Source organism: Methylophaga sp. SB9B, assembly GCF_004832235.1.
GTDB classification, from domain to species: Bacteria; Pseudomonadota; Gammaproteobacteria; order Nitrosococcales; family Methylophagaceae; genus Methylophaga; species Methylophaga muralis.
In genome coordinates, this window is record NZ_SSXS01000007.1 from 16,148 (window position 1) to 30,737 (window position 14,590).

A 14,590-nucleotide genomic window follows, 5' to 3' on the forward strand; every position below is an offset into this window, starting at 1 on the left:
TTTCGGTTCAACTCCCCTAGTCATATTGACCTTTTGATTTCAATACTAATAACTGAAAGGCTGAGGCAAAGTTATCCATGGTAGCGACAGAAAGACGCACTTTACGAAGAAAATAGTTATAAGCGAGTACTGCAGGCACCGCGGTAGCAATACCAACCGCAGTGGCAATCAACGCTTCACCAATCGGCCCAGCCACCACATCCAGACTGGCAGAGCCTGAAGCTGATATAGCTTTAAGCGCATTCATAATGCCCCAGACAGTCCCGAATAGACCGATAAACGGTGCGGTAGAACCGACACTGGCCAAAATAGAAAGGCCGTTTTCCATCCGGGTTTGTTCAATATGGGCTTGTTGTTTCAGGGCATGCATTAATATTTGTTGTTTGTCTTCTGGCAAAAACACATTGTTCATATCTCGTAAGGACGAGAACTCAGTCAATCCAGCCTGACAAACGCGTGATAGGCGTCCTTTGGTAGACGAGACAATCGCTGGCAATTCATCAATATGTTTTATTTGCGAAAACAACTTTAGAAAATGACGGTCATGGCCGGTATTACGATAGAAAACAAAAAACTTGGTGATAGCAACAGCCCAGATCAGGACCGATAAAAATGCGAGAAATATAAGTACCGCATCAACTATATCTGGCACTGAATCCATAGAATTACTTTCCTTCGTTATAAATGTAAAAGTGTGGTTATCAACTTCAACTAGGTTCGGCGCTGGGAAATTTACGACGATTATTCATTAGTCATAGGTTTCAAATTAACCCGGTTAATCTGTCCCCTTACCTTCTATGCCAATTGAAAAGACAAAAGTGACAATTTTTTTGAAATTTTTTTACTAACTGTATGCAACTGAACTTAATTAGCCTTAATTTATCCAGCTATTCGGCTAACCATAAATGAATATTCAAGAGAAAAAATCCTCAAGTTTTCGTGATCAGGCTGAAAGGATTCAGGTTTAAGTTGCTGATTTATTGTTATTAAGTCTAATTCGCTCGTCGGCTCAATTTTGAAATCGTGCTGCGACCAATTGCAAGTCATCAAAACCCAAGGTGCCGGTAACTTTTTTCAGATTCAGATAACTTTGCAAATAGTTATAACGAGCCAGTAATAAATCGCCTTTGGCTTCAAAAAGTTGGCTCTCGGCATTCAGCACATCAATATTGGTTCGCGTTCCCCCTTTGATGCTTTTATGAGTAGCGGTGACTAATAATTCTGCTGAATTCACTGCTGTGGTTAATGCTGTTAATCTGAGTTTTGAATCTAATACCAGATTGAACTGCTTTTGCAGCTCAATGATGACGCCATTGGCTCTTTCATCAAATTCGGCTTTGGCTTTAAGTAAATTTGCTTTGGATTGGCTGACCCGAGCTGGTGTCGCACCACCGGAATACAGCGGTAACGTCACTTGGACACCTATTGAGCGTATCAATGCATCCTGATTATAGGTATTGGTCGTATCAGAAACGTTATTATTAATGCTCATCACCGCATCTAACCGTGGTAGATAGGCGGCCTTACTGCGATTTACTTCCTGTTCAGCTATTTCTAAAGTGTATCGGTGAGCAGCAAGCTCAAGGTTGCTTTGTAAAGCAAGTGATTCCCATTGTTCGAGATTGATGGGCTCAATGGGTAATGAGGCAAAGTCTTTAATCAATGGCTGAATATTGTCGACTTTCCTGCCCAAAACCTTATTCAACGTGGCTCGTGCATCGGTCAGAATATTCTGTGCCTCGACAATATCTGCCTCTGCCAGATCAAATTTCGCCTGAGATTCGAGGATATCCGTTCTGGTGCCCTCGCCATTTTCAAACATAAACAGATTTGCCTGTTTTTGTGCGGCGTAAGCTGCTCTTTTTGTTTTGGCTAAGCCCAACATATCCTGAGCATATAAAACAGCCGCATATCGATTGAAAACACGCAAAATCAGTTCCTGCTCACGTATGGCAAATTCCTGATCGCTCATCGCCGTTTGTGCCACACCCTGTTTATAACGCGCATAGCCATCAAAATTGATCAGTGGCTGACGCAACTGGACTGAGGCTGTTTGACTGCTGTAATCCCTTTCTTCGGTACGTTTTACCAAGCCATTTTCAAAATCAATATCGGCATGATTTTTATAACGCGAATAACTTGCAGTCACTACGGGTAATAAATTGGAACGTCCTAGCGCTTTAAATTCTTGACCAGCCTGATGTGCATAAAAAGCAGCTATAAATGTCGGATCATTATCCCGGGCCAATGTATAAGCCTCAATCAAATTTATAGCTTGTGCTTCAGCGATGCTGGTGAGGCATAAAATCAGAAAACTGAGGTTTTTAGTCAAAAGATGCATGGGATTTACCTACTCTTCTGACATTGAAAGTTTAAGCCGATCAGTAATCGGTTTAAGCAGATAATTCAGCATGGTTCGTTCACCAGTTTTGACAAACATCTCTACGGGCATGCCGGGTTGTAATCGTAAATCCGGCATCATGTCGATACCTTCGGGCGAGACTTTGGCGATCAACTGGTAATACGGCGAACCTGTCACCTCATCCAATAATCGGTCAGCTGAAACTTGAGTGACTTCACCCGGAATATGTGGTGTGAGATTACGATTAAAAGCAGTAAACATCAGCTCTACCGGCAATCCGGGACTGACTTTATCAATCAAATGCACAGCCAATTGTCCTTCAACAACCAAACTATCGTCTCTGGGCACAATTTCCATCATGGTAAAGCCCGGTGCAACAACAGCACCTTCGGTAAACACATTCATGCCTACTACCGTGCCTGACACTGGTGCTCTCACCAGAACCTTTTCAAGATCGTAATCCAGGCCAGTTAACTGATTGCCAAGCGCATCAACTTGCTTTTGCACATCGGATAGCTGTGCTCTAACTTCGGCAATGTATTCCTGACGAATCTTTAATTGGCTTAATTTGAGTTCAGCTATTTGGCTTCGAGCCAGTGCAATATTGCCGATATCCTCTGAAATGGTGGCATTAATCTGAGCCAGCGTTTGTTCTAGCTCAAGCAGACGATTACGAGCGACATAACCCTCTTTTTCCAGTTCTCGAATGCCTTTTAATTGTTCGTTAAGAAATTTTAACTGCTCAAGTTTATTTTCTCTTGAAGCTTGCAGTCCCTCGACTTTTGAGATTAATCCCCGGATATTTTCATCAATAACCGATAACTGGCTCTGTAGGGTTTTTCTACGTGAAGTGAATATTTCTGTTTGTGATCCTAAATAACTTGAAATACGTGGGTAATCGCTAACCTCCATCAGCATTTGGGGGAATTCAATTGTTTGCAGATCATCCCGCTCAGCAATCAATCTCGCTTCTGTTGCTTTGGCAATGTAATACTGCACTCGATTAGTTTCGGCATTGGCTTTGGCTTGAATGCTATTCATTCGAACCACGACCTCACCCGCCATAACAAGATCACCCTCCTTAACCAAAATTGCTTCAACTGTTCCACCATCCTGATACTGAACAGCTTTTCTTTTGGTCGCCACAGACACTTTGCCATTAAGCGGTACGCCTTGATCCAGAGGTGCCAGCGAAGCCCAAATCAAAAACCCACCAAACCCGGCAATAACGATGCTCCACCCTAACCTCGTATATTTTTTGATGTCTTTATTCATAGATGTCAGTACATCTTTATTCTGATGATCGGTATGTTCGTTTTGCATCTTGATAACGTTTCCCTGTTGTTATGCAACGGCAGAAGGCTGAGTTCTGTCTAGATTTTCTTTGTTTTTCTGGGCAATGGTTTGCATGACCTTTGCTGTCGGTCCAAACAGCTGAGTGGTGCCATCAACCAGCAATAACAGTTTGTTGCTAACGGCTAATGCACTGGTGCGATGAGTAATCATCACCACCGTTTTACGTTGCTTTTGAAGTTGTTTAATTGTCGCGGCGAGTGCTATCTCACCGGTTTCATCAAGATTTGAATTCGGTTCATCAAGCACAATTAACGATGGCTCGTTATAGATAGCTCTTGCCAATCCCAAACGTTGTTTCTGACCGCCGGATAAACCCGCGCCATCATCACCCAACAACGTGTCATAACCCTCGGGTAAGCGAAGAATCATTTCATGCACACCGGCCTGTTTCGCTGCCAAAATGACTTTGTCAGGCTCTACTTCGCCAAAACGGGCGATGTTTTCACTCACCGTGCCGGCAAATAGTTCAATAGTCTGTGGCAGATAACCAATATGAGGACCAAGCTCGTGTTTGTTCCACTGAAAGATATCCACTGCATCCAGTCGAACATGGCCAATTCTAGGTGGCCAAATCCCAACCAGAATACGCGCCAGAGTCGATTTGCCCGCACCACTTGGCCCAATTACGCCAAGCACATCGCCAGGTTCCAACGCAAAAGTCACATTTTTTAATGCAGGCACTTGAGCGCCGGGAGGCAGTACCGTAATGCCTTCAACAGTAACCAGCCCTATTGGTTCAGGCAGTTCCATACCAGATTCACGAGCAGGATTAGCGGCCAGCAATTCATGCAGACGAAAATAGGCGCTCTTGGTTGCATTCCATGACTTGCCAACACTGATTAATTGTTCGACCGGGCTTAAAACTCGACCCATTAAGATGGAAGCCACAATCATCATGCCGGGGGTGATTTTGTTTTCCAGTACCAATAAAGCACCCAATCCCAACACCAGTGATTGCAAACTGATGCGTAAAAAACGGCTCATTGCAGCAATGGACGCGGCTTTATCACTGGCTTCACTTTGCAATGCTAAAAATTGTTGTTGTAACCGATACCAACGTGACATCAAATTATTCAGCATGCCCATTGCCTCAATCACTTCGGCGTTGCGTAAATTATTGGTAGCAAGATTATTGGCTTTAACGGCAATGGAGTTGGCTTCAGCGAGCGGCTTTCTGGATATGTACTCACTAATAACCGCCAATACGATTAATAAAATGGAACCGGCTAACGCAAACAAACCCAGTGACGTATCAAACAGGAAAATAATCAATATATAGATGGGAAACCAGGGGGCATCAAAAAAAGCAAATAAGCCATTACCGCCGACAAATTGTCTGATGGCTGTCAGATCTTGTAGTGATTGCCCGGCGTTAATGCCTTTATTTTTCAGGCTTTGTTCAAAAGCCGCGGTATAAACCCGCTTGTTTAATAGCGTATCGAGTTTTGATGACACCCGAATCATCACAAAACTGCGTACATATTCCAAACCGCCCAAAATGAGATACGCCCCCACCACAATCAAGGTCAGCATTAATAATGTTGCTTCATTCCGGCTGCTCAATACCCGGTCATAAACCTGCAGCATATATAGCGATGGCACCAGCATCAGCAGATTCAAAATGGCACTGAAAAGCGCCACCGTAATGAACACGGATTTAAAGGCCAGTAGTGCCTCAGCGATTTCATTTTTTGCTGTTGTTAGTTGTTGTTTCATAAGTTACTCGCAAGCTGCTGTTTTACAGGTAGTTTTCCACATACACGAAGTACCATTCACCGTAATAGTCCTTATCTTCAAAATCCTGATAAAGAGGTCTAAAGTTTTTCTGTTTGAATGGTTTTTCGCCCGACAGACTGTTTACCCCCATCACGCCACCATTGGGAGCAACCACAATGCCCCAGCCTTCACGCTGGATGACCGGGTCAATATAAAGCTTGCGAATATGCCGCTTGGGCGTGGGAAATCTATCGTCGTAAAGCAAGGCTTCCAGATTCGGTGGATACTGCTTCACTACACCGGGGGTGGCATTGTAATAACTGCCAATTGCCTTTCTGATGGTGTCACCGACTTTTAACAACTCCTGCTCTCGTTCACGCTTCACTACATCGCTCCATTTGGCACTGGCCTGGCTCAAGACATAGCCTGAGATGACCAGCAAACAGAGCATGCCGAGTAGGATAAAGCCGCGATTGGATTTTTGGGCTTTACCATTCAGCATACGGTGTACCTTCAGATGAAATCAGCGGTGAGCCGCTAAATACATCAGCAATACTGCCTTCATAGTCATTGGTGGCCGGCTTACTGAAGACCCAGGTGTCACGCCGATCGGTCAATGGATCAACGGGCACCTCTCTCAAATATCGCCCATCAACCAGATCCTGCAGACTATTGGGATATTGATTTTTGTCACCCAGGTACTGATCGATGGCACTTCTCATCACTATCAAGTCATGCCGCAGCACATTTTCTTTTGAGCGATCTACCGAATCAAAATATCGGGGGGCCACCAGACTCAGCAGTACGGCTATGATGGTCAATACCACCAGTATTTCAATCAAGGTAAAGCCAGCGGATAAGTTCTTCTTATGCATCACCAGTCTCGATATGGTTGTTTGTTAATGCCAATGGCGTTAGAAAGTGAATACACGTCATACACATCATTGCCCGCCTCTCCCTCATCAAAAGAGCTTTCATAACTTCGCAATCCCCAGGTTTCTGCATTACTTAGCTTGTCATTTGTGGCAAAGGGATCCCGTGGTATCCGTCGTAAGAAATAGATTTTTTTGTTATCAGGATCCTGAGCGTTTTCAACTCCATCCACTAACTCTTGTAACGAACGGGGATAACCTGATTTATCGTCGGACATTTCGATACGACCGTCTTCAACTGCCTCTTTATAGGCATCAATCGCATCACGCATTTGCCATAACGCCCGTTTGAGTTCCTGCTCTTTATTTCGCTTGACGGTCATTTGCATCAGCGGTGCTACAGAGCTCACGATTAATGCCAATAACACCAACGCCACTAGCAGTTCTATCAGCGTAAAACCACGGTGTTTCTTCTGAACCATCTTCATTCGATGCCACTCGGCGATTGGATTTGTCTGGCAAATTCTTCTGCTGTCGCCGCATTTCTTTCCTGCATATCTGATTCAGTCTGAATCACAATCGGTGCCATAGGATGTGGAGCAACAGTCGCCATTGGTCGAGCTTGAGGCATCTGAGCACTTCGGGCTGCCTGACTGACACCGGAAGGAAATGCTGTGTAAACAGAATTGGCCGGCACAATGTTGTGAAGAATACGTGGGGTGATCAGCAGAACAATTTCACTTTTCTGTTTATCCGTACTGATATTGGTAAAAAAACGGCCTATAAAAGGCAGGTGAGATAGCCCCGGAATTTTGTAGGTATTATTTTGCCGATCATCTGTGAACAGACCGGCTAGAACTTGAGTTTCACCATCTTTTAATTGCAACGTTGTAGCGGCATTACGGCTACCAATCGAGTAAGCTAAAACACCACTGTTGCTGGTAACTTGATCAATGATATTACTGACTTCCAGCTCAACCTCAATCGAAACCTGATTTTGAATCAGAATGGTTGGTTGAACTTCCAGTTTTATGCCCACATCAATGTAGCTGACCGATTGCGAAACAAATCCTGTTGAATTGGAAACACTGGTCAGTACCGGTACTTTGTCGCCAACATGGATTTTGGCTTTATCGCGGTTTTTCACCCGAATTTTTGGATTAGCTAACAGATTAGTGTCGGTATCGCGATGTAATAAATTCAAAGCCAATACGGGGTCGGTAATACTGAATACGCCCAGATCCGAATTAAATTCTTTCAATTCGGCCAAGGTCAGCCTGCCAGGCTCGCCATCTTCACCTTCCACGCCAAGCCCAATTTGCACAGGGTAACGAATACCAATTTCTTCAAGATTACGGCGATTAACCTCCATGACCTCGACTTCGAGCATCACTTCCGGCTCAACCAGATCTTGTGAGGTAATCAACTTTTCAGCCGTTTTGATCGAATCCAGCGTGTCACGCATCACCAGCGTATTCAGCTTTTCATCGATATACACTTCTTCTACTTGCAGCACCGTTTTGACCAACAGCATCGCCTGTTCAGCGTCCATGTTATTCAGATAAAAGCTACGGACATATAACTCTTGATATTGATGACTTCGGCTTAATGGATAAATCAAAATGGTGTTTTCATTAAGTACCTTTTTGCCCAACTGATTAGTGGTCAGAATGGTCTCAATCGCATCACTGATCGGCGTGTTACGTAATATCACACTGGTCAGCATGCTATCGCTGAGTTCACGGTCAAAGGTGAAATTCAAATCCCCTGCTTTACCGATATATTCAAATACCGACTTGATAGGTGCATTGTTAAATTCCAGACTGACCGATTGTTTAAAGGCCGAATTAATTTGGGGAACGGTATTAACCTTGTCCATGGCTTGTTGATCAATCATTTCAAACAAGGATCTGGCTTCGACATGAGTGGTATCCTCGGCCAGGATTGCTCTCAATAATGCTCGGGCCGTATCAAAATCCTGTTCTGCATAGGCCATTTGAGCACCATTCACCAGGGTTTTATGTCTTTGGGCAATCGCCACTTTTTTTTAAGCCGTTCAAAGCACGCTGATTTTCGGGGGAAGTGATTAAAATGCTTTGAAATATGGATTCGGCTTGATTCAAGTCGCCTTGTTTTAGTAAAACTTCGGCAGATTTAATGCGTTGGGCGACCGCTAAATCCTGATGCATTTTCAGGGTGTTTCTGTAATGAACATTGTCGGGATATTGCTGAACCAATGCCGTCAGTTTTTGGGTTCCAGCGTCTAACTGGCCTTTAGCAATCAATTGTCTGGCATCATTAAACTCTTGATCCACCAGATCCTGTTTCTGATACGTTGATATGGATGAACAGCTTTGCAAACACAGCATTGCCATCAGCAAACTGCTGCGTTTCAGCGTGCTTACCCAGTAAATATCCCTTTTTAATTTCAAAGTAACGCTCCAATTTGCACACTGACTTGGGTTTGGGTTGGCAGGTTAAACAGAATCATTTCAGTCGACTCAATGGATTTGACTTGCCAGGTGTCTTCGAGCGTATCGCCAGTTTTGACCACATAGTTCTTCTGCCCATTGGTCAAAAACACCCGCATTTCACCATCCTCGATTAGTTTTCCAACATATATATAGGGATTAACCGGCGATGCGGGTGCTACCGGCATAGGGTCTACCGTCATTTCCGGCTCAGCGACTCGTGGTATTTCAAACAGATTTCTCGGCGTTTCGATAATCGGTTTTCGTAACTGAATATCCTCATCTGTCGTATCAGTTTGGGTGGTTTGCAAAGGTTGAACTTGCACTGACGCAGGTGCGATAACTTCAACAGCATCAACGTCTTCTTCTTGCTGCTCGACCAGATAGACCAGTAGCAACGTTATCGCCAGACCAATCCATAGCAAGTTGTTTTTAATGCTTTGCACTTACTCTTTTCCTGCTGCTTTGGTATATAAAATAAATTCGAGATTGGCACTGACCACGTCACTGTTGAGATCATCACGTTTAAAGTTGATATGACTTAGTGCAATGGTCCGCTGGCTATTCATGACATCGGTGACAAAATTTCGGATGGTTGGATACTGTGCGACTAAGGGGAATTTGATGTGATACAACACCATGGGGGATTGAGGGATAGCACGGGTTGAGTAATCCGATCGATTCAGCGCTAAATCGTGTTTTTCGATAATGGCAAATACATCAGCAATTTTTTGATTCGCTTCATTCTCAGAAGGTAACGCGTCATAAAAACGTTTAGCGATATAGTTGGATTGCTTTTCGCGTTTGATTTCGACCGGCACAGTGCGTTGCAGATCATCAATCACCAAACCCAGCTTTTGCGCCTCTTCGTTATTGGCCTGGACGATAAAAAAGATAACTACGGTTGCGATCAATAACAGAATGGCCACCTGTCCTTGCCAGCCCAATCGACGCATTTGGTATGAAAACCACTGCATTTTTGCATCCATGTGTTTGCTCTGTGTCATACGCTTACCAGAGCACTAACAGTTCAAACTGGGTCGCATTTTTGCCATCCACCCTGACTGTCTCGGTGGAAATTAAACTTACTGAAGTAAATTCCTCCTGTTGTTTAAGCTGAGTGATATACATCAGTATTTCTTCAACCGGATAAGTCACCGCCGTAATATGAAAGCTTTTTGCCCGGAGATTCGGCTCAACAGAAAGCACATTAATCGTTTGCAATCTGGATACTTCCAGGGCACTAAACAAACGCGGCCAGGGCATAACAATTTCGCTGATGGCTGCTTTCACAGCGTCCAATTCCGTTTGTTCTTTTTCGGTGAGTTTTAATGCCACAGAATTGCTATCCACTGAACGCGAATATTCTGATTGTTCATTTTTAAGTTGCTGCAACGTGACACTACTGCGTTGCAGAAAGAACAGGCTAATCAGTAATATCGCCACACTGATAAACAAAAATATATTGGGAATTGGCCGTGAATGGGCCGGGTTCAATGTGTGATTCAGGCTAATCAGTTTCATAAAGTTATTAACCTTGTTATCTGATTTTCTGCCGGATCAGTGCTAAATAGTTTTGAAGAGGCCAGCTTGATAATCCGATGGTTTGGCAGTTGTATTTTTTGGTTCACGGGCAAATCAGGCCAATGCACTAACATTGGTAACTGCCTGCCTTTTTTTAACAGCTTATCTATCTCATTGTTCATTAAACGTTCGCGCTGGATAAGCATCTCGATTTGGGCAACGGTATCTGTTTCCTGCTGCACATTTTTCACCCAACACCACTCGCCCTCTATCAGCAAACACAGACACACACGACCATCCGCAATAACAGCTAGCCAGCAGGCGCTTTGTAAATTTTGTTTTTTAATTACTGCAATGGCTTGATTGGCAATGGTCATTAAATAAGGTTGAACCGAGTTAAAGCGGATCAGCATGGGAGAAAAAACATCCTGCACCGTTTGCAAAAGTTCGCGTGGCATCGCACTTGCCAATGCCTTTTGACCATATGCAGCCGGGCTTTGGCATTTATTCCAGCTCGCTACGGCATCGCCATACACGCTGATAAAACAATGATGTAAATAAGCCTGAGATTCATCAGCAGTTTTTATTTCTGAATTCCAAGGAATCAAGGCATAACGAACCAAATGATTGGCTACTACAATGGTGGCCGTGGAGGCTTGCCAACGCTCCACGTTAAGTGCCTCTTTCAGCACTTTGGCTAAATAGCCCGATTCAATCTCGGCCTGACTCATCGTTTTTTTCAAAACGATTTTTTGCTGATCGACACAAGTGGTTTTAGCGGGCAGACCTTTAAAGCGCCGTAAAATAAGACTGTTGGGCCGAATACACACATTCAGCTCATCTTTCATCAAACTAAGCCAATGTGGTAACACGATTAATCTCCTCTAACGTCGTCTCACCTTGTTTGACCAATAGCAATGCGGCTTCACGCATTGTCTTGGTGCCATTGGCATAGGCTGCTTCTTTGATCTTGCGAACCGGCTCTCGGGTCACAATCAATTCTCGGATGTGATCGTTGAAACACAGCAATTCCGCTATGGCTTTACGGCCTTTGTAACCCAGGCCATGGCACTGGCCACAGCCCTGGCCTTTTTTAAAGGTGAAGTCGCTGACTTGTTCCAGCGTTAAACCAGATTTTTCGATCAGAGCAGTATCAGGATTATCGTCGACCAGGCAATGTGGGCAATTCACCCGCACCAGTCGCTGAGCCAAAATGCCATTCATCGCTGATACAAAGTTGTACGGGTCTACGCCCATATTGGTAAACCGGCCAATCACATCAAATACGTTATTGGCATGCACGGTGGTTAATACCAAATGGCCGGTTAACGCAGATTGCACCGCAATTTGTGCGGTTTCGTTATCACGGATCTCGCCGACCATAATTTTGTCAGGGTCGTGACGTAAGATAGAACGCAAGCCTTTAGCAAAGGTCAGGCCTTTTTTCTCATTAACGGGTATTTGCAACACGCCCGGAAGTTGATATTCCACCGGATCTTCAATGGTAATGATCTTGTCGGTACCGTGATTTATTTCCGAAATAATGCCGTACAAGGTCGTTGTTTTACCGCTACCTGTTGGTCCGGTGACCAGCAACATGCCATAAGGCTCTTCGGCTAATAAACGAAACCGCGCCATGATGTCAGGTGCAAAGCCGAGTAAATCCAGACTCAAGCCTTGTGCCTCTTCGCTTAACGCTTGTCGGTCCAACACCCGCAAGACTGCATCTTCACCCAGCACACTGGGCATTATCGATACCCGAAGATCTACCTCACGACCCAATACCAGGATTTTAAAACGTCCATCCTGAGGAATACGCCGCTCGGCAATATCCAACTCGGACATAACCTTGACCCGTGAGATAACTTGCTCAGCTTGGGCAGCACCTTGAATTCCACCGACATGACTCAAAACACTATCAATACGGTATTTCACCTTCAAACCGTTTTGATCAGTTTCCAGATGAATATCGCTCGCACCGGACTTAAGGGCGTCGTAAAGCGTTGAACGAACAAACTTCACAATCGGGCTGGTATCTTCGCTGATAGATCGTAGTGAAATATCTTCCAGCCCGTGTTGCTCAAGGATATGTTCACCATGGATGGCATTCACCTCACCCAACGCTCGCATACTGGTTTCGTGATGGGCTAAATACACCTCTAAATCATCGTTATGAGTTAATATCCAAACGACCGTTTCAGCGATCAGCAGATCAATTTTGCTGGTTAAATTGGCTTCAAACGGATTGGCATGGACTATATATAAGGTATGTTGCTGATCGCGCACTGCAATGCAGCCTAACTTTTCGGCCTGAGTAAATGACAACACAGTAAAGTCGGGCTGCATGTCATATAACTGTGAAATAGTCAGCACCGGGTAATGCATCAACTGGCCTAAAGCCTGTACAAACAGATCAGGCGTTAAATTGCTGATATCTTCCAGCACTGTTAACAATGGTTGATTGGTTTGACCAGCAAGCTTTTTAGCCTGATGTAATTGTTCTACCGTTAATACTGCATCGATTTTTTCAGACGGTGACTGCAACGATGCATGATAAGCCGTGTTCATTGAATGCTCCCTGCCAATTCAAAAATCGGCATATACATCAACACCACGACCAACCCGACCACCAGACCGATAATAATCATCAAGGCCGGTTCGAGTAATTTGGTAAACCACTCCACTGCTCGGGCAATTTCATCGTCATAAAAGATGCCGATGCGTTCCATCATGTCGCCCATTTGTCCGGTACGTTCACCTACTCGTAACATGCGTACTGAAATGGACGTGGTCAGTCCGTGCATTTCCATGGCACTGGATAAGGGTTTGCCTTCTTTTACATCGTTTGCCACAAAGGCTAGTTTGCTGCGTAACAATGGCTGTAATAATGACGACACCATCTGCATTGCTGTCATTAACGGAATCCCGCCTCGCAGCAACATGCTTAATGTTCGGTAAAAACGCGCCAGTTGATAGATTCGTAGGGTTTCGCCCAACTTGGGGATTTGCCAGGCTTTGGCCATGATAACTCGCCGAACAAAAGGTCGGCTCAATACATAGACCAACACACAGGTGCTGATAATGAACACCGCAAAAGCCTCGGTCCCATGGCTATGTAATAAACGGCCCCAGCTAAGCAATAACTGAGACTGCCAAGGCAAATCAGCATTGGTGCTCTCATAAATTACACTGAATTTGGGCACCACATAGCCTAGTAAAAACAACACCACCAGACCGCCAACAACCAGCAGCAACACTGGATAAATAGCCGCCGAGACAATTTTCTTTTTCATCGTATAAACCTGAGATTGATACGCTACATGTCGGCTTAATGCGGTTTCCATATCACCGGTGCGTTCACTGGCGCGGATCAATGCAATATAAAGCGGCGTAAAAACGCCAGACACCTTTTCTAATGACGCCGAAAGTGGCTGTCCATCAAACAATGACGACTTGATTTGATTTAACACCGCTTTCGATTCAGCGTGTGTTTCTTTCTCAGCTAAGGCCTCGATGGCCTCAACCAGACTTAATCCTGATTCAATTAAAGCCAGTAGCTCTTGGCTGAATAACATCACATTGAATTTGGTTTTTTTCAGACCGGTCAGATTGAATTTAATCGGCCCTGCCTTGTGCTGATTAACCGAAAGCACATGATGTCCTTGCTGCTCAGCTAAATAGCGAGCTTGCAACGCATTGCCTGCTTCCATCTCCATCAGCGTGATGGCATCACCTTGGATCACTTTCAAGGTAAACTTCATTCGCAAAACACCTACTGCCAGCTCACAATATCAGCTGCAGTATCTTTGCCGCCGCTGGCTCCATCACTGCCTAGCGACCACAAATCGTAATCGTCATATTGTCCATGAGCACCTGGCATTTGGTAATGATAGGGATTGCCCCATGGATCATTCGGTACCGCCTTTTGCAAATATGGCCCTTGCCATTTTTGCTCATTGCCCGGTCGGGTATTTAATGCAGCCAGACCTTGTTCTGTACTGGGATAACGCCCTACATCAAGGCGATATTGATCCAAAGCTTTGCCCAGTGCTTCAATTTGAGCTTTTGCGGTTTTCACTTCTGATTTGCCAATTTGAGCAAAATATTTCGGCCCGACATAACCAGCCAACAAGCCAATAATGACCATGACAACCAGCAATTCAAGCAATGTAAAACCTTGTTGAGTCTTATTGCTCCTGACACATGCATGTTGTGCAGGATGGTCAGATAAAGCTGTACTTCTGCTGAAAAATAAATGTTCTGACATGGCTTTCTCGATTAATGATTAA

The 14,590-nt window shown here is 44.5% G+C and carries 16 protein-coding genes; all 16 read right to left on the minus strand.

The window, feature by feature from the left end:
* Window positions 1-16 precede the first annotated feature (16 nt).
* Complete coding sequence (locus E8Q33_RS08765; protein WP_136554197.1) at window positions 17-661, minus strand: MotA/TolQ/ExbB proton channel family protein; 645 nt, start codon at window positions 659-661, stop codon at window positions 17-19.
* A gap of 348 nt (window positions 662-1,009) precedes the next feature.
* On the minus strand, window positions 1,010-2,341 hold the full coding sequence (locus E8Q33_RS08770; RefSeq protein WP_136554199.1) for a TolC family outer membrane protein: 1,332 nt from the start codon (window positions 2,339-2,341) through the stop codon (window positions 1,010-1,012).
* 9 nt (window positions 2,342-2,350) lie between these two features.
* Complete coding sequence (locus tag E8Q33_RS08775; protein WP_136554201.1) at window positions 2,351-3,685, minus strand: HlyD family type I secretion periplasmic adaptor subunit; 1,335 nt, start codon at window positions 3,683-3,685, stop codon at window positions 2,351-2,353.
* 21 nt (window positions 3,686-3,706) lie between these two features.
* Window positions 3,707-5,434 (minus strand): type I secretion system permease/ATPase, encoded by a 1,728-nt coding sequence (locus E8Q33_RS08780; RefSeq protein WP_136554203.1) that lies wholly within the window; start codon window positions 5,432-5,434, stop codon window positions 3,707-3,709.
* A 22-nt stretch (window positions 5,435-5,456) separates the two neighbouring features.
* Entirely contained in the window at window positions 5,457-5,936 is a 480-nt protein-coding gene (locus E8Q33_RS08785; RefSeq protein WP_136554205.1) for a type II secretion system protein, read from the minus strand.
* Complete coding sequence (locus E8Q33_RS08790) at window positions 5,923-6,309, minus strand: type II secretion system protein (RefSeq protein WP_136554207.1); 387 nt, start codon at window positions 6,307-6,309, stop codon at window positions 5,923-5,925. The genes E8Q33_RS08785 and E8Q33_RS08790 overlap by 14 nt, the downstream gene beginning before the upstream one ends.
* Window positions 6,309-6,794 carry a prepilin-type N-terminal cleavage/methylation domain-containing protein gene (locus E8Q33_RS08795; RefSeq protein ID WP_136554208.1) on the minus strand — a complete coding sequence of 162 codons (486 nt, stop codon included), beginning with the start codon at window positions 6,792-6,794 and terminating at the stop codon, window positions 6,309-6,311. Before E8Q33_RS08795 ends, E8Q33_RS08790 begins: the two co-directional genes overlap by 1 nt.
* Window positions 6,791-8,347 (minus strand): type II and III secretion system protein, encoded by a 1,557-nt coding sequence (locus E8Q33_RS08800; protein ID WP_247869990.1) that lies wholly within the window; start codon window positions 8,345-8,347, stop codon window positions 6,791-6,793. The genes E8Q33_RS08795 and E8Q33_RS08800 overlap by 4 nt, the downstream gene beginning before the upstream one ends.
* A complete protein-coding gene (locus E8Q33_RS15985; RefSeq protein WP_247869991.1) occupies window positions 8,325-8,738 on the minus strand; it encodes a M48 family metallopeptidase in 414 nt (137 codons plus the stop codon). Before E8Q33_RS15985 ends, E8Q33_RS08800 begins: the two co-directional genes overlap by 23 nt.
* Complete coding sequence (locus E8Q33_RS08805; RefSeq protein ID WP_136554210.1) at window positions 8,735-9,223, minus strand: hypothetical protein; 489 nt, start codon at window positions 9,221-9,223, stop codon at window positions 8,735-8,737. The genes E8Q33_RS15985 and E8Q33_RS08805 overlap by 4 nt, the downstream gene beginning before the upstream one ends.
* A complete protein-coding gene (locus E8Q33_RS08810; protein WP_136554212.1) occupies window positions 9,224-9,784 on the minus strand; it encodes a hypothetical protein in 561 nt (186 codons plus the stop codon).
* Between the two features lie 4 nt (window positions 9,785-9,788).
* Entirely contained in the window at window positions 9,789-10,301 is a 513-nt protein-coding gene (locus E8Q33_RS08815; RefSeq protein ID WP_136554214.1) for a hypothetical protein, read from the minus strand.
* Window positions 10,298-11,173 (minus strand): hypothetical protein, encoded by an 876-nt coding sequence (locus E8Q33_RS08820; protein ID WP_136554217.1) that lies wholly within the window; start codon window positions 11,171-11,173, stop codon window positions 10,298-10,300. The genes E8Q33_RS08815 and E8Q33_RS08820 overlap by 4 nt, the downstream gene beginning before the upstream one ends.
* Window positions 11,154-12,869, minus strand: a complete 1,716-nt coding sequence (locus tag E8Q33_RS08825) for a GspE/PulE family protein (protein WP_211116132.1) — start codon at window positions 12,867-12,869, stop codon at window positions 11,154-11,156. The genes E8Q33_RS08820 and E8Q33_RS08825 overlap by 20 nt, the downstream gene beginning before the upstream one ends.
* Entirely contained in the window at window positions 12,866-14,062 is a 1,197-nt protein-coding gene (locus E8Q33_RS08830; protein WP_136554219.1) for a type II secretion system F family protein, read from the minus strand. Before E8Q33_RS08830 ends, E8Q33_RS08825 begins: the two co-directional genes overlap by 4 nt.
* A gap of 11 nt (window positions 14,063-14,073) precedes the next feature.
* Complete coding sequence (gene gspG / locus E8Q33_RS08835) at window positions 14,074-14,568, minus strand: type II secretion system major pseudopilin GspG (protein ID WP_136554221.1); 495 nt, start codon at window positions 14,566-14,568, stop codon at window positions 14,074-14,076.
* Window positions 14,569-14,590 lie beyond the last annotated feature (22 nt).